Below are 16629 nucleotides of genomic sequence, written 5' to 3'. Positions count from 1 at the left end.
GTTAAGGAGTGGAAAGTATGAATAAAGAACAATTAGAAAAAATGAAGAACGGTAAAGGCTTTATTGCAGCATTAGACCAAAGTGGTGGTAGTACACCTAAAGCTTTAAAAGAATATGGTATTAATGAAGATGAATATAGCAATGATGATGAAATGTTCAAACTTGTTCATGATATGCGTACACGCGTTGTAACTTCACCATCATTCTCAGCTGATAAAATTTTAGGTGCGATTCTTTTCGAACAAACTATGGATCGTGAAGTTGAAGGTAAATATACTGGAGACTATTTAGCTGATAAAGGTGTTGTTCCTTTCTTAAAAGTAGATAAAGGTTTAGCTGAAGAACAAAACGGTGTTCAATTAATGAAACCAATTGACGATTTAGACGACACTTTAGATCGTGCTAATGAACGTCATATTTTCGGTACTAAAATGCGTTCAAACATTTTAGAATTAAATGAACAAGGTATCAAAGATGTTGTTGAACAACAATTTGAATTCGCTAAAAAAATTATCGCTAAAGGTTTAGTTCCAATTATTGAACCTGAAGTAAATATCAACGCTAAAGATAAAGCAGAAATTGAAAATGTCTTAAAAGATGAACTTAAAAAAGGTTTAGACAATTTAGACAGCGATCAATTAGTTATGCTTAAATTAACTATCCCAACTCAACCTAACTTATATAAAGAATTAGCTCAACATCCAAATGTTGTACGTGTTGTAGTATTATCAGGCGGTTACAGCAGAGATGAAGCTAATAAATTATTAAAAGACAACGAAGATCTTATCGCAAGCTTCTCTCGTGCATTAGCTAGTGACTTAAGAGCTAGTCAATCACAAGAAGAATTCGATAAAGCATTAGGTGACGCAGTAGATTCAATCTATGATGCTTCAGTTAATAAAAACTAATATATTAATATAGAAAAGACACGTGATTAAATCACGTGTCTTTTTTTATTCTTATCTATTATTTAGTTAGTTGTTCTAATTTTTCTTTAGTTTCTTTAATAATCGCATCAAATTTTTCTTTTTTCTCGTTATTATTCATTGCTTGTTGTGATGCTTCCATAAACAATTTAAACACTTCATGTAGTTGTTTACGTGCTGCTTTCATTCCTTCAAAATCAGCATTTTTAAATTGTTCCATTCGTTTCTTAAAGTCTTCATTTTCAGGATTTTCTTCTAAAAATTGAGTACCTTCATCAGTAATAGAATATACTTTTTTATTTCCTTCTTTATGAATAGATACAAAATCTCTATCTTCTAACATTTGTAATATTGGATATACTGAACCTGGGCTAGGTGCATAGAATCCATTGAATCTTCCTTCTAAATCTTTAATAATTTGATACCCGTGTCTTGGTTCTTCTTGTAACATTTGTAAAATGACATATTGAAGATTTCCTTTTTTAAAAAATCTATCTTTGCCATTCATTTGTCTAAAGCCACCAAACTGTCCTGGTCCTCTACCAGGTCCTCCATTCATACCAAATCCTTCAAATCTTCTCATATGACCGTTCATTCTATTTTCATTTCTATTAAACATATTAATCACCTTTCTCTATTTCGATATATCAGTATCAAAAACGATATATCGAAATAAGTCAACGATATATCGTTATTTTTATAATTTAAAAAAACACTATGAGTAATTTAACTCATAGTGCCATTTATAACAGCTATATTATTATTCATCAGGAGGTGTTATATAGATATTTTCAGGATTCCCAAACATTGGTGTCCATTTTTCGATAGTATAATCTGATACTAACCCTTGTTTCCAAAATGGATCAGCTTTCAACAATTCCATTAATTGTGCTTCATTGTCTGCTTTGATTACCAGATAAGCTTCTTTTTGATGATCATCATTATTTTCAATAGGTCCTGAAAGTAATAAATCTCCTGATTCAACAAGTTGATATAGATATATTGCATGATCTCTCACATGTTGTTTCCAATGTTCTATATCGGTGTGTACAAATTTTACTAAATAATAGGCCATCTTGCGTCTCCTTTAGTTTGTTATTATATTTCTATAAATCCTCACCATTGGTTTCAATCACGTGTTTGTACCAATCAAATGAATCTTTCTTAGTACGATCAAGTGTACCATTACCTTCATTATCTCGATCAACATGTATTAAACCATAACGTTTTTTCATTTCTCCTGTTGTAAATGAAATGATATCAATAATCCCCCAAGGTGTATAACCCATTAAATCTACGCCATCTTGATCAACCGCTTCAATTGAGGCTTGAATATGTTCTTTTAAATAATTGATTCGATAATCATCATGTATTTCTCCATTTTCATCAAACTCATCCACAGCACCAAAACCGTTTTCTACAATGAATAATGGAATTTGATAACGATTGTATAATACATTTAATGTAAATCTAAGTCCAACTGGATCAATTGCCCAACCCCAATCACTTGTTTGAATGTAAGGATTTTCAACTGAATTAGGTAGTCCTCCATTAACGATATTATCTTCAACACTTGTGTCACTATCAGATTTAACAACAGTAGACATATAATAGCTAAATCCAATATAATCTACAGTACCTTCACGTAAAATTTGATCATCACCTTCTACCCAACCAATATCCATATTCTCACGTTCGAACATTTTTGTAGCATAACCTGGGTAATAACCTCTTACTTGAACATCTGGGAAGAAGAATCTTAATCTACCAGCAATTTCTGCTTCCATCATATCTTTAGGGTTGCAACTATATGGATAAATTGGAACATGAGAAATCATAGCACCAATTTCAAAATCAGGGTTAATTTCTTTACCAATTTTAACAGCTTTAGCGCTAGCAATAAGTTCATTATGTGCAACTTGATATAGCACTTCTTCTTTATTATCATCTTCTGAAAGTAATACTCGAGAATTCGTCCATAGGAAAATTGGATTATTTAAATCCATTTGGTTATTAATTTCATTAAAAGTCATCCAATATTTAACTTTATTTTTATAACGTTTAAATACAGTTTCTGCAAAATGAGCAAAGAAATCTGCTACTTTTCTATTTTTAAAACCACCATATTCTCTAGCTAAATGAAGTGGCATTTCAAAATGAGATAATGTAATAATTGGTTGAATATCGTATTTTAGTAATTCATCAAATAAATCATCATAGAATTTCAAACCTTCTTCATTTGGTTCTACTTCATCGCCATTAGGGAATATTCTTGTCCACGCAATAGAAGTACGAAGACATTTCAATCCCATTTCACTAAATAATTTCACATCTTCTTTATAACGATGATAAAAATCGATACCTTCATGATTTGGATAATATTTATTAGGATCAACATCTTGTGTAATTTCACGTGCTTTACCATGTTCACCAGCTGTCATGACATCAATAACACTAAGACCTTTTCCACCTTGATCATATCCACCTTCAAATTGGTTGGCTGCTAACGCGCCACCCCATAGAAAATCTTTTGGTAATTTAGACATTTATAAAACCTCATTTCTCTATTTATTGGTTTTATTATAACAATTTATTTTTCAAATTTTCGATAAAATAAACAAAAAACTCAACCAAAGTGTTCGTTCAACTTTGGTTGAGTTATTCTATCTATTACTATTCGTAATAACCTAATTTTAGATCTTTTGAAGTTTGTTTACGGATTTTTCTCATTAATTGTTCATCTTCAATTAATGATTCACCGTATGAAGGAATCATTTTTTTGATTAATGGTTTCCATTCATCAGCATATTCAGCGAAGTTCTTTTCAAGTACTTCTAATGCTACTGATACTGAAGTTGATGCCCCTGGTGATTCACCTAATAATGCAATTACTGAGTGATCTTCAGAGTTTACTACTTCTGTACCAAATTGGATATAACCTTTACCGTGTTCTTTAGTATCTTTGATTACTTGAACACGTTTACCTGCTGTATAAACTTGCCAATCTTCATCACGTGCTTCTGGATAGAACGTACGTAAGTGGTTCATACAACCTTCTTTAGTCATAATCACTTGGTCGAATGAATATTTAATTAATGGTAAGTTTTTAACAGCAGATGCTAATAATGTTGTAATATTGTATGGTTTAACTGATTTGAATAAATCTAAGTTTGAACCGTTTTTAAGGAATTTAGGACCTACATTCGCAAATGGTCCAAATAACAATGTTCTTTCACCATCAATATAACGTGTATCTAAGTGAGGTACAGTCATTGGTGGTGTGCCTGGTGGTTCTTTACCATAAACTTTGGCATCGTGTTGTTTAATCACTTCTGGATTTGTACAAGCGATAAATTGTCCACTAATTGGGAACCCACCTAAATGTTTACTTTCAGGGATACCAGTTTTTTGTAATAGTGGAATTGCTCCGCCACCGGCACCAATAAATACATAGTCAGTTTCTTGTTCAAAAACTTCACCAGTGTTACGGTTTTTAATTTTAACTGACCATTTACCATTAGATAAACGTTCAAAATCAATGATTTCATGATTATAATGAACATCTACATTGTCAGTTTCTTGAAGGTGTTGAGCCATTTTACGAGTTAATTCACCGTAGTTAACATCTGTACCTTCATTAATTTTACTTGCTGCCATGTAGCTACCATCATCTTGACGGCCTTTCATCATTAATGGAATCCACTTTCTCATTACATCAATATCTTCTGTGTATTCGATATTATCGAACATTGGGAAAGCTTTCATTTTTTCATAACGGTCTTTTAAGAACTTAACGTTATTTTTACCTCTTACAAAGCTAATATGAGGTAATGGGTTAATGAATGCACGTGGATCTTCAATGTTTCCAGTTTTAACTAAATGACCCCAAAATTGTTTAGAAATCTCAAATTGTTCGTTGATTTCTTTTGCTTTTTCAATATCAATTGAACCATCAGGTTGTTGAACAGTATAGTTCAATTCACAAAGTGCGGCGTGACCTGTACCAGCATTGTTACGTTCATTAGAACTTTCAATACCAGGACGGTCTAAACGTTCATATAAATGAATATTCCAGTCTGGCGCAATTTCTTTTAGCATTGAACCGAATGTTGTACTAAGTACACCGGCACCAATTAAAATTACGTCTTTTTTGTCAGACTTTGCCATTTTGTTCACCTCTCCAATATAATAAATACTTACACCAGTCCACTAAAACTGTATTTTCAATCAAAGCTCAATACAATTTTTCTAACAATCCATCTCGCAAACTAGTCTTCTATTATTATGTTAAATCAAGCTATCGGAAAAGTAAATTATTATTCTTTATAATAATAGAAATTGGTTTTGTTTATGATTATATTTTATTCACAAAAGCATGCAAATCTATATATTACTTTACTTCATTTCATAATAGTTTTAACTTTTAGTCTTTCTGTTGTAAAAACCTTTCGATATAAAATGCCGATTCTTCTATCGATTTGTATTCTGTATTAATCACAATAGCATTTAATTTATTAAATATTTCTTCAGCGTAGGACAGTTCCTTCTTAATTCTTTCTAAACTATTGTAAGTTGATGTTTTAGAAATACCTAAAGCTTCTGCACGATTTTTTCTAATATTGGCAATATAATTAGGGCTTGCTGTTAATCCAAATACTTTTAAATTTTTATGTTGAAATACACTTTCAGGAATTGTAACTTCAGGTACTAATGGTATATTAGCAATTTTGTAACCTTTATTAGCTAAATACATACTTAACGGTGTTTTAGACGTTCTGGAAACACCGACAATTAATGCGTCCGCTTCTCCAATATCAGTAAAATGTTTACCGTCATCGTACTTCACAGAATACTCTATAGCTTCTATTCTATTAAAGTATTCTGTATTCATCTTACGTAACGCGCCACTTTCCATTAAAGGCGTATATGTCGTATGTTTTTCAATCATCGTAATTAATTCTGACATATAGTCTATATATGATAATTGATGTTCGTTCGCGTATTGATGTCCTAATGCATTAAATGATTCATTAACTAATGTTGTAACAACAATGGCATTTTTTTCACGTGCCAATTCTAATACGTTAAGAAACTCCATCTCATCTTTAATATAAGGAAATTTCTTAATTTCTATTTGTGTTAAATCTGGAAATTGAGTTAGCGTTGCATGAATCATTCGCTGAGCTGTTTCCCCTATTGAATCAGAAACAATATAAATCGTTAATTCTTGTTCATTATGTTCTTTCACCTTATCTCTCACTTTCTTCAGCTTGACTCTGAGCTGTAGCTAAGATTGCCCCAGGCACGCGGAATGGAGAACATGAAACATAATCAATAGATAACTGATTAAAACGATGAATTGATTTAGCATCGCCACCTAATTCTCCACAAACTCCAATTTTAATAGACGGATTGACTTGTTTAGCATTTGTTACGGCTAAGTTAATCAATTGACCTACACCATCATTATCTAATGTTTGGAATGGATCAAGCTGTAATATGTTATTTTCAGTATACACGTTTATAAATTTACCTGCATCATCTCTTGAGAAACCATATGTCAATTGTGTTAAATCGTTAGTTCCAAAGCTAAAGAAATCACAATGTTGTGCTAATTGGCCAGCAATCAGGCATGCTCTTGGTGTTTCAATCATTGTGCCAATTAAATATGGTACTTTGCTATTCGTTTCATTCTCTAAATCATTGATTGTTGTAATTAATTGTTTTTTTAGTGTCGTAAATTCCTCTACTGTAGAAACTAGTGGAATCATAATCTCAGGTTGGGATTCTATTTCTTGTTGTTGAAGGTTAAATACACTACTCATAATTGCTTCTACTTGCATCTCATATAATTCAGGATAAGTGACTGCCAAACGACATCCTCTATGACCTAACATTGGATTGACTTCATTCAAATCATTGATTCTTCTTTTTAAGTAATCAGTTGAGACATCTAATTGTTTGGCTACAATTTGAACATCCTCCTCTGAAGCTGGTAAAAATTCATGTAATGGTGGATCGAGTAAACGTACAATTGTTGGACGACCATCCGATAATTTAAAAATAGATTCAAAATCTTCTATTTGATATGTTTTAATTTTGTTTAATGCTTCAACACGTTCTTCATAATTTGACGCTAAAATAAATCTTCGCATTTCTACTAGTCGTTCAGCTCCAAAGAACATGTGCTCTGTTCTTACTAAACCAATACCTTTAGCATTAAATTCATACCCAGATTTAATATCTTGAGGAGTTTCAGCATTCATGCGTACTTGTAATCTAGCCGTTTCTTCAGACCACTGCATAAACTGTTCAAATTCATCACTATGTTCTGCACTTACTGTTTCAATTTCCCCTAGATATAAATCACCTGCACTACCATCTACGGATACAATATCTCCTTCACGTAAAACATCTCCATTAGGATAATTTACAGTTTTATTCACTGTATCTATCTCTACATCAGAACATCCAGTAACACAACATTTTCCCATACCTCTTGCAACGACTGCTGCATGAGATGTCATTCCACCATGAGTTGTTACTATAGCTTCACTAGCTACCATTCCTTCTATATCCTCTGGAGATGTTTCAGGTCTCATTAAAATCACCTTATTACCACTTTCTGCTTGTTCTTTAGCTTCCTCCGCAGAAAATACGAGTTGACCAGTAGCAGCCCCTGGACTGGCTGGAAGTCCCATTTTAGAAATTACAGTTGCCTGCTTTAATGATTCTTCTTTAAAGTTTGGATGTAAAAGTGTTTCAATTGATTTAACATCTACTTGAGTTACAGCTTCTTCTTTAGATATAAGACCTTCATTAACTAAATCAACTGCAACTTTTATTGCTGCTCGTGCTGTACGTTTACCATTACGTGTTTGAAGTAAGTATAGTTGTCCATTTTCAATAGTAAATTCAATATCTTGTAAGTCTTTATAATGTGTTTCTAATTGCTTTGTTACTTCGACAAAATTTTTATGTACATCAGGCATTTGGTCTTTTAATGTATTAATATCTTGTGGCGTACGTATACCTGCCACTACATCTTCACCTTGTGCGTTTAATAAGTACTCACCGAACAATTTATTTTCTCCAGTAACTGGATTCCTAGTAAACGCCACACCAGTACCGCTTTGTTCTCCACTATTACCAAACACCATTTCCTGTATATTTACAGCTGTACCTATGTCATGAGGAATATCATTCAAATCTCTATAGACACGTGCACGATCATTGTCCCAAGATTTAAATACTGCTTCAATTGCTTCTTTTAATTGCTTATAAGGATCTTGAGGAAATGGTTTACTACCATACTCCATATAAATATCTTTATACTTTTCACATATATGTTTTAATCCATCGGCAGTAATATCTGCATCTGACTCAAATTGATGTTTCTTCTTATAGTTATCAAAATATGTATCAAATCGATTCATTGGTACGCCGTATACAACGTCCCCAAACATTTGTAGTAAACGACGATAACAATCATATGCAAATCTGGCGTCATTAGTTTTATTTGCAAGTTTTTCAACGTTTTCGTCATTTAATCCTAAATTTAAAATCGTATCCATCATCCCAGGCATCGATATTTTTGCACCACTACGCACTGATACAAGTAATAAGTCTTCTTGAGATGAAAATGACTTACCTGTTCGATTTGAAAATGCGTTTAAATGTTCTTGTAATTGTGATGTCACATTATCAGATAACTGTCCACCTTGTTTCAAATAGTCAATACATGCTGCAGTTGTAATAGTAAAACCATCTGGAACTGGTAATCCTAACCGTTTCATTTCAGATAAATTCGCACCTTTACCTCCAAGTAAATCTTTCATAGTCTTATTACCTTCATCAAATGCATAAATTAATTTTTCCATAAATAAGCACCTCTCTTAATATGTCATACTAATCATTTTAGAGTATGTCATATTAAGCTAAAAAAGACAAGATTTATATGTAAACGTTTTCTATTAGTTAATAATATTGTCATAATTTGGTTATAAAACATTCTTAAATTAGAACTGTTTAAATATTAATATTATTTTGGTTAAATGTGTCATACTAATATCTATTAAAAAAGACACCACTTTAATTAAAGCGGTGTCTAATATACTTATTTATTCATGTTGTTGATTATATTTTTCAATTTCTGCATCTCTTAATTCTACACGTCTAATTTTACCTGAATTAGTTTTAGGTAAATCTTCTACAAATTCAATAGAACGAGGATACTTGTATGGTGCAACTTCATTTTTCGTAAATGTTTGAAGTTCTTTAATTAATTCTTCAGTTCCTTCATATCCATTTTGAAGAATAATAAATGCTTTTACAATATTACCTCTCAATTCATGAGGGCTTGCAACGACAGCACATTCTTTGACAGCTGGATGATTTGTTAAAGCATCTTCAACTTCAAATGGTCCAATCGTATAGCCAGAGCTAATGATAATGTCATCTTTACGACCTTCAAACCAGAAATAACCATCTTCATCTTGGTGTGCTAAATCTCCAGTAACATAGTAATCGCCTAATCTTGCTGAAGCAGTTCGTTCTGGTTCTTTATAGTAACCTTTAAACAGTGCAGGTAAGTCTAATGGGACTGCAATATTACCTTTAACATTGGCTTCTACTTCATTACCATCGTCATCAATAATTGTTGTATAACTTCCTGGTATAGATTTACCCATTGCTCCAGGTCGAGGTGCTGTATCTTTCAGGAATCCAATTAATAATGTACTTTCTGTTTGACCATATCCATCTCTAACAATAATATCAAAATATTTTTTAAACTGTTCTACAACTTCTCTATTTAATGGTTCACCTGCAGAAACTGCACTATGCAAATGTTCTAAATTATATTCATCAAGATTTTGTAGTTTAGCCATCATACGATACTCTGTAGGTGTACAGCATAGGACGTTAATTTGATAATCTTGTAATAATTCTAGATATGTTTCTGGTTTAAAACGACCATTATAAACAAATGCTGTTGCTCCAGAACCTAAAGTTGATAAGAAAGGACTCCATACCCATTTTTGCCATCCAGGTGCAGCAGTTGCCCAAACTAAATCATCTTCTTTAATACATAACCAATGTTTAGGTGCCATTTGTAGGTGGGCATAACCCCAACCATGTGAATGAGTAACTGCTTTTGGGTTTCCTGTAGTGCCTGATGTATAAGATAATATAGCAACATCTTCACGAGATGTGTCTGCTGCTTCAAGTTCATCACTAACATTTGCTTTTTCTTCCTCAATCGAAATCCAATCTTCGTGTGTATCACCAACGATAAATTTAGTAAGGCTTTGATATTCTTTTAATCCTTCAAATTCCTTAATAAATTTTCCAAATGAAATAACCGCATCAATTTCTCCATGACTTACACGATATTGTAAGTCTTTTGTACGTAACATTTCAGAACTTGGAATAATGGCAATACCTAATTTTAAAGCTGCAATGTATAATTCATAGGTAGCAATAGCTCTTGGCATCATAATTAAAACTTTGTCACCATATTTCAAACCATGCTTTTTAAATATATTACCTACTTTATTAGCATTTTTTATTAATTCCTGATAAGTCACTTCTATATGATCATGTTCTGAATCACGATAAATGATTGCTTTTTTAGATGCGTCTGAAGCATATTGTTCGATTGCAGATGTAATATTGTATTTTTCTGGTGCTAGTAAATCAGTTTTTTCCATTATATTACTCCCTTTCCTTAACATTCACTATTATATTATCAAATGTATAATCTCATTGATATATTTTACTCTTTAGTATCTATCTACTAAACTAAAATGATCTTTTATAATAAAAAAAGGACGGATCCGAAATAGCATTTACATAAAATGATTTCTGTCCGCCCTTCTATGATTTAAAATATATCTTCATAATCTAGCATTTGTTTTTTCAAATCTTCTAATTCTATTCTAATGTTATATGACAAATCACGATTCACAATTTGATTATCAACGCCTTGTTTAGTACCTCGTTTACGATGTGTTTGTGCGTATTCTGATGAATTTTGCCAGTCATAAAACGCTTGTCTCGATTCCCATAATGTAACAATAATATAATGTCTATGATTTGTTCGAGGTTTAAGGAAGCGCAATGCTTTAAACCCTGGTACATCTTGAAGGTGTTTTTGACGTGATAAGAATTTATCTTCAAATTGGTCTTCTTTATCTTCATTTACAAATAAATGATTGAGCACACAAAATGTATCATTTGATAATTGATTAATTGATTCTAAAATATCATAATATTGTGCATCATTATTTTTCTCAATCATAAATTCATCATTAGATTCATTCATTTTATACGTTTTATAATAATCATTTAGTAACATATTAGTTCCTTCATTCTAATTCATTTTACGTTTAAATATTTTGTTCATATATTGAAAGTGATCTTTTAACTATTTCTAGTATTTCATCATCTAAATTTGTTATTTGTTTAAAATAATTTAAAATATTCTTCGCTAATTTTTCTTCTTTTGGAAATTGTACATCTTTATCAACCCAAGCGGCTAGTTCTCCTAGAGGTGTTTGGTCTCCAGTAAATCCTTGTATAAACTCATAAAACGTCACTAAATCACCTCTTCTTACTTAATATATTAATGATATCACGAATTAGTAAATAAAACACCAATCAAAATTAAATAGTCTAATATATTTTTCTATTTGCAAAATAATGACGAAATTAATTAGTTCGTTTTTATATCATAAATTTCTCTTTAATACATTAGTTATTGATGTCTCGTTCATCAGTTTGCTTAATGATTTAAACAACGTTAAATATAAGTTTAAACATGGGTTTGATAAGTTAAAATATTAAAACTTATAAGCGCAATAGTCATATGTATGAGTAGCCCGCCAGTACTAATAGCAACATAGCACATAAGAGTGCTGTTAGACTGACGGGCATACTTATTATTTTAATTTACATATTTTAATCTGTAATTTATAGTCATCTATCTTAATTTAAATAGTCTAATACAACAGTACCTACTGCTTCAGCAGCAACTAACATAGATGATTCACTAATATTAAATTTAGGGTGATGGTGTGGATATACTTCGCCATCTTCTGGTGCTGCTCCTGAATAAATAAATGTACTTGGTAGTTCTACTGCATAAAATGCAAAGTCTTCAGAAGGTGGTTGTGCTTCACATTCTTCAACACCTTGAATGTCTGTTCCTTCTGCATTTTTAATTGTTTCAGCTACATAAGATGTGAATTCTGGATTGTTATATAATGCAGGGTAATCTTTGTTAAATTCGAAATCACATTTTACGCCAAATGAAGCTTCTAATCCTTCAACAAGATGTGTTAATTCTTTTTGAATTGTATCTCTTGTATCATCGGTAAGCGCACGCACGTCACCTTCAATTTCGATAGTGTCTTTAATCACATTGAATTGACCTTTACCATCGAAAGAACCAATTGTAACGACACCAGTTTCAAATGGACTTAAACGTCTAGATACAACTGTTTGTGCAGTTGTTACAAAGTTAGATCCTGCCACAATTGCGTCATTTGCCATGTGAGGTGATGAACCGTGACCGCCTCTACCATGAACTGTTAATCTAAAGTAAGCACGACCTGTTTGTACAAATTCTGGTTTGTAAAAAATTTTCCCAGCTTCCATCGTACTCATAACGTGAACACCTAATACATGGTCAACACCATCAAGCACACCATCTTTAATCATACCTTGCGCGCCACCTGGAGGCATTTCTTCAGCTGGTTGATGAATGACAATTACTTTACCGCTAAATTGATCTTTCATTTCAATTAATGTTTCGGCTAAAATAAGCATGTAAGCTGTATGTGCATCATGTCCACACGCATGCATAACACCATCATTTTTAGATGCAAATGATAATCCTGTTTCTTCTTTAATAGGTAGGGCATCAAAATCTGCACGAATTGCTAATGTTTTGCCAGGTTTACCACTATCGATAGTTACTTTGACACCATTTGGTCCCACATTTGTTTCCAATTTACAATCTTTATCTTTATAAAAGTCAGCAATATATTTTGGTGTTTCTTCTTCATGGAAGGATAATTCTGGGTGTTGGTGAAGATGTCTTCTAATTTCTATCATTCGATCTTCTTTTTCGCGTAATTTTTCAACTAAAGTATTACTCATAAAATCCTCTCCTTTATCTATACATCTACATTATAATATGTTATTCCCGTTTATTGTTGTGTCACACTTTTATTGACTAAAAATGACATAAATTTAGAAAAAAATCACTCCAATATGAGCATTGTCATATTGAAGTGATTGAAATCATATAATTAATTAGTGCTTATAAAATGGATCGTTTTCTTTAGCGCCTGCCATTTCATCATGTACACCATGTTTATAATAATCTACATATTGAGGTTCTAAAGGTTTTCTACCTCGAATAATATCTGCAGCTTTTTCAGCTAACATAAGTACTGGTGCATGGATATTACCGTTAGTTGTTCTAGGCATAGCAGAAGCATCTACGACACGTAAATTTTCCATACCATGTACTTTCATAGTAAGTGGATCAACAACTGCCATTGGATCTGATGCTGGTCCCATTTTAGCACTACATGATGGATGTAATGCAGTTTCTCCGTCTTTACGCACCCAATCTAAAATTTCTTCATCTGTTTGTACAGAAGGTCCAGGTGAAATTTCTCCTGCATTAAATGGATCCATCGCTTTTTGAGATAAGATATTTCTTGCAACTCGAATAGCTTCTACCCATTCACGTTCGTCTTCTTTAGTTGAAAGATAATTAAATACTATACTTGGCTTTTCAAATGGATCTTTAGATTTAATTTTTAAGCTACCGCGTGAATTAGAGTACATAGGTCCAACGTGTACTTGATAACCGTGCGCTACTGGTGCTTTTTGACCATCATAGCGAACTGCGATTGGCAAGAAGTGGAACATTAAGTTAGGATAGTCTACTTCGTTATTTGAACGTACAAATCCTCCACCTTCAAAGTGGTTAGAAGCTGCTGCACCTTTTCGAGCAAAAATCCATTGCAATCCAATAAATGGCATACGTTTTACATCTAAACTAGGTTGTAAAGATACCGGTTCTTTACATTCATGTTGGATATACACTTCTAAATGGTCTTCGAAGTTCTCTCCAACGCCAGGTAAATGAACTCTAGGTTCAATACCTTTAGATTTTAAGAATTCTGAATCACCAATTCCAGATAATTGTAGCAATTGTGGTGTATTAAATGCGCCACCTGATAAAATAACTTCTTTGGCATTGATTGTTCTTTCTTTGCCGTTTTTCTTATAAGTCACACCTGTAGCTCTTCTACCATCAAAGTTAATTTTTGTTACGAATGCTCTTGTTTCTACATCTAAATTTTTACGTCTCATTGCAGGTCGTAAATATGCTCTTGATGCAGACATACGGCGTCCGTGATGAACTTGGCTATCAAATGGTCCGAAACCTTCTTGTCGGAATCCGTTTACGTCTGGTGTTTTATGATATCCTGCTTCAACCCCAGCATCAAAGAATGATTTGAATAATGGATTCGTTGCAGGACCTCGTTTTAATTTAATTGGTCCATCATGACCTCTGTATTTATCATAAGGCGCTGATCCATATGCTGTTTCTAACTTTTTAAAGTATGGTAAGCAATGTGCGAAATCCCAAGTTTCCATACCTTCTGGTTCTGCCCAACCTTCATAATCCATTGGGTTACCTCTTTGGAAGATCATTCCGTTAATTGAACTTGAACCACCTAACACTTTACCTCGTGCATGGTCAACTTTACGTCCCATGTGCGGTTCTTCTTCAGTTTGATAAATCCAATCATATAAAGGATTTCCTGAAGGGAACATTAATGCTGCTGGCATTTGAATAAATAAATCCCAGAAATAGTCACTGCGTCCCGCTTCTAATACTAATACATTTTTATCTTTATCTTCACTTAGTCGTGCACCTAAAACTGAACCTGCACTACCTCCGCCAATGATAATATAATCATATGAATCATGTTTTCTACTCATCACAAATAACCTCCGAAATTAATTTTTTTAGTTTTTATATTCATCTCTTTCATAGTTATCTTGAATCGTTCTTACATATGTAAGAGGCCGAATGACCTATTAAGTAATAGCGCATCATTCAAACCTCTGAATAATTGTTATGTTTTATTTACTAAAGAAGTTAACTGGTTCTGGGTTTGTATTAGTTAAGATATGTTTAGTAGATAAATACTCTTCTAGGCCTTCTTTACCAAGTTCTCTACCAATACCTGATTGTTTATATCCACCCCATGGTGCTTGTGCAAAGTAAGGATGGAAATCGTTAATCCAAACTGTACCTAATTTCAATTTATTAGCTACACGTTGTGCTTTACCAATATCTTTACTAAATACAGCGCCTGCTAATCCATATATTGAATCGTTAGCTAAACGAATTGCTTCTGCTTCATCTGCAAATCCTTCAACAGTAACAACTGGTCCAAATACTTCTTCTTGCACTATACGCATAGATGTATCGCAATCTGTAATTACCGTAGGCTCGAAGAATAATCCATCTTGTAAATCTTTTCTTTCAGGACGTTTGCCACCTATAGCAATTGTTGCACCTTCATCTTTTGCAATTTGCATATAATTTTCAATTTTATCTCTATGTTCTTGAGAAATAACTGGTCCCATTTCAGTATCATCATCAAAGCCATTACCTAATTTAATTTTACTAACGCGATCTATAAGTGCTTTTTCAAATTTTTCTTTGATATCGTTGTGAACTAAAATTCTAGAACCCGCTGAGCATACTTGACCAGCGTGGAAGTAACCACCATTTAATGCTTGGTCTACTGCTAATTCAAAGTCAGCATCATCAAAAATAACATTAGGGTTCTTACCACCAAGTTCTAAAGCTACATTAGTTACGTGGTCTGCAGCCTGTTTCATGATATGTTTACCTGTTTTAATGCCACCTGTAAATGACACTAAATCTACTTCTTCGTGACCTGACATGACGTCACCAATTTCAGCACCTGAACCTAATACTAAGTTAATTGTACCTTTAGGAAATCCTACTTCTTCCATTAGTTCAAAGACACGAATTGTTGTTAAAGGCGTAATTTCACTTGGTTTCATTACTAATGAACAACCTGTTGCTAAGGCCGGTGCGATTTTCCAAGATGCTTGTAATAAAGGATAATTCCATGGTGTGATTTGAGTCACTACGCCTACTGGTTCTTTAACAACTTTACTTTCTGAATTTGGAATTGGCGTATTGATGATTTCTCCGCCATCTTTATCTGCTAAACCAGCAAAATACATAAATACATTATGGATGTCATCCATATCTGCGTATGACTCTTCCAATGTTTTACCAGTATCTAATGTTTCTAATTTAGCTAATTCGTCACGATGTTCTTTAATTTTATCTGCAATCGCTCTGACTTTTTGACCTCTGACTTCACCTGTTTCTGAAGATAACTCGCCATCTTCAAATGATCTTCTTGCAGCTAAAATTGCTCGTTCTACATCTTCTTTTGTACCTTCAGCTACTGTAAAAATAACTTCTTGATTATATGGATTAATAATCTCTCTCGTATTTTTATTTGAGCTGTCTACCCATTCACCATCAATATATTGGCGATTAGACAAGTCCTTTACAAGTTCCATCAAATGACCTCCGTTAAGTTTGTTAAATTTTTATTTAACG

13 protein-coding genes are annotated in these 16629 nt (G+C 32.8%); 1 reads left to right on the top strand and 12 read right to left on the bottom strand.

Going from position 1 to position 16629, the window contains the following annotated elements:
- Positions 1-17 precede the first annotated feature (17 nt).
- Complete coding sequence (locus N524_RS0106000; RefSeq protein ID WP_017636636.1) at positions 18-908, top strand: fructose bisphosphate aldolase; 891 nt, start codon at positions 18-20, stop codon at positions 906-908.
- 58 nt (positions 909-966) lie between these two features.
- On the opposite strand, the gene N524_RS0105995 is transcribed toward N524_RS0106000, so the two are convergent.
- From N524_RS0105995 to betB, 12 genes are all read right to left on the bottom strand, one after another.
- Positions 967-1545: a PadR family transcriptional regulator gene (locus tag N524_RS0105995; protein ID WP_029055941.1), complete on the bottom strand. Its 579-nt coding sequence runs from the start codon at positions 1543-1545 to the stop codon at positions 967-969.
- A gap of 141 nt (positions 1546-1686) precedes the next feature.
- On the bottom strand, positions 1687-2001 hold the full coding sequence (locus N524_RS0105990; RefSeq protein ID WP_029055940.1) for a YciI family protein: 315 nt from the start codon (positions 1999-2001) through the stop codon (positions 1687-1689).
- A gap of 31 nt (positions 2002-2032) precedes the next feature.
- Positions 2033-3472: a 6-phospho-beta-glucosidase gene (locus N524_RS0105985; RefSeq protein WP_029055939.1), complete on the bottom strand. Its 1440-nt coding sequence runs from the start codon at positions 3470-3472 to the stop codon at positions 2033-2035.
- Between the two features lie 127 nt (positions 3473-3599).
- Positions 3600-5093, bottom strand: coding sequence for an L-lactate dehydrogenase (quinone) (gene lqo, locus N524_RS0105980; protein ID WP_017636644.1), 1494 nt, complete (start codon positions 5091-5093; stop codon positions 3600-3602).
- 256 nt (positions 5094-5349) lie between these two features.
- On the bottom strand, positions 5350-6174 hold the full coding sequence (locus N524_RS0105975) for a pyruvate, water dikinase regulatory protein (RefSeq protein WP_029055938.1): 825 nt from the start codon (positions 6172-6174) through the stop codon (positions 5350-5352).
- Position 6175: 1 nt separating this feature from the next.
- Positions 6176-8806 (bottom strand): pyruvate, phosphate dikinase, encoded by a 2631-nt coding sequence (ppdK, locus tag N524_RS0105970; protein ID WP_029055937.1) that lies wholly within the window; start codon positions 8804-8806, stop codon positions 6176-6178.
- 240 nt (positions 8807-9046) lie between these two features.
- A complete protein-coding gene (gene mbcS, locus N524_RS0105965) occupies positions 9047-10636 on the bottom strand; it encodes an acyl-CoA synthetase MbcS (RefSeq protein ID WP_029055936.1) in 1590 nt (529 codons plus the stop codon).
- A 173-nt stretch (positions 10637-10809) separates the two neighbouring features.
- Positions 10810-11283: an antibiotic biosynthesis monooxygenase family protein gene (locus N524_RS0105960; RefSeq protein ID WP_017636648.1), complete on the bottom strand. Its 474-nt coding sequence runs from the start codon at positions 11281-11283 to the stop codon at positions 10810-10812.
- A 31-nt stretch (positions 11284-11314) separates the two neighbouring features.
- On the bottom strand, positions 11315-11524 hold the full coding sequence (locus tag N524_RS0105955) for a YozE family protein (protein WP_017636649.1): 210 nt from the start codon (positions 11522-11524) through the stop codon (positions 11315-11317).
- A gap of 388 nt (positions 11525-11912) precedes the next feature.
- Positions 11913-13088 (bottom strand): amidohydrolase, encoded by a 1176-nt coding sequence (locus N524_RS0105950; protein ID WP_029055935.1) that lies wholly within the window; start codon positions 13086-13088, stop codon positions 11913-11915.
- A 156-nt stretch (positions 13089-13244) separates the two neighbouring features.
- The gene (gene betA / locus N524_RS0105945; RefSeq protein ID WP_017636651.1) at positions 13245-14954 is read right to left on the bottom strand and encodes a choline dehydrogenase; all 1710 of its coding nucleotides are present in this window, start codon (positions 14952-14954) and stop codon (positions 13245-13247) included.
- 144 nt (positions 14955-15098) lie between these two features.
- Positions 15099-16589 carry a betaine-aldehyde dehydrogenase gene (gene betB / locus N524_RS0105940; RefSeq protein WP_029055934.1) on the bottom strand — a complete coding sequence of 497 codons (1491 nt, stop codon included), beginning with the start codon at positions 16587-16589 and terminating at the stop codon, positions 15099-15101.
- Positions 16590-16629 lie beyond the last annotated feature (40 nt).

This window comes from Staphylococcus sp. URHA0057, from assembly GCF_000620265.1.
Lineage (GTDB): Bacteria > Bacillota > Bacilli > Staphylococcales > Staphylococcaceae > Staphylococcus > Staphylococcus pasteuri.
The sequence above is the reverse complement of the archived record's forward strand: the minus strand, read 5'-3'. Positions and strand labels throughout refer to the sequence as shown.

Excerpts from the sequence above, each read along its gene's own strand:
- N524_RS0106000 (WP_017636636.1), top strand. The coding sequence starts at position 18 with ATGAATAAAGAACAATTAGAAAAAATGAAGAACGGTAAAGGCTTTATT.
- N524_RS0105995 (WP_029055941.1), bottom strand. The coding sequence starts at position 1,545 with ATGTTTAATAGAAATGAAAATAGAATGAACGGTCATATGAGAAGATTT.
- N524_RS0105990 (WP_029055940.1), bottom strand. The coding sequence starts at position 2,001 with ATGGCCTATTATTTAGTAAAATTTGTACACACCGATATAGAACATTGG.
- N524_RS0105985 (WP_029055939.1), bottom strand. The coding sequence starts at position 3,472 with ATGTCTAAATTACCAAAAGATTTTCTATGGGGTGGCGCGTTAGCAGCC.
- lqo (WP_017636644.1), bottom strand. The coding sequence starts at position 5,093 with ATGGCAAAGTCTGACAAAAAAGACGTAATTTTAATTGGTGCCGGTGTA.
- ppdK (WP_029055937.1), bottom strand. The coding sequence starts at position 8,806 with ATGGAAAAATTAATTTATGCATTTGATGAAGGTAATAAGACTATGAAA.
- mbcS (WP_029055936.1), bottom strand. The coding sequence starts at position 10,636 with ATGGAAAAAACTGATTTACTAGCACCAGAAAAATACAATATTACATCT.
- N524_RS0105960 (WP_017636648.1), bottom strand. The coding sequence starts at position 11,283 with ATGTTACTAAATGATTATTATAAAACGTATAAAATGAATGAATCTAAT.
- N524_RS0105950 (WP_029055935.1), bottom strand. The coding sequence starts at position 13,088 with ATGAGTAATACTTTAGTTGAAAAATTACGCGAAAAAGAAGATCGAATG.
- betA (WP_017636651.1), bottom strand. The coding sequence starts at position 14,954 with ATGAGTAGAAAACATGATTCATATGATTATATTATCATTGGCGGAGGT.
- betB (WP_029055934.1), bottom strand. The coding sequence starts at position 16,589 with ATGGAACTTGTAAAGGACTTGTCTAATCGCCAATATATTGATGGTGAA.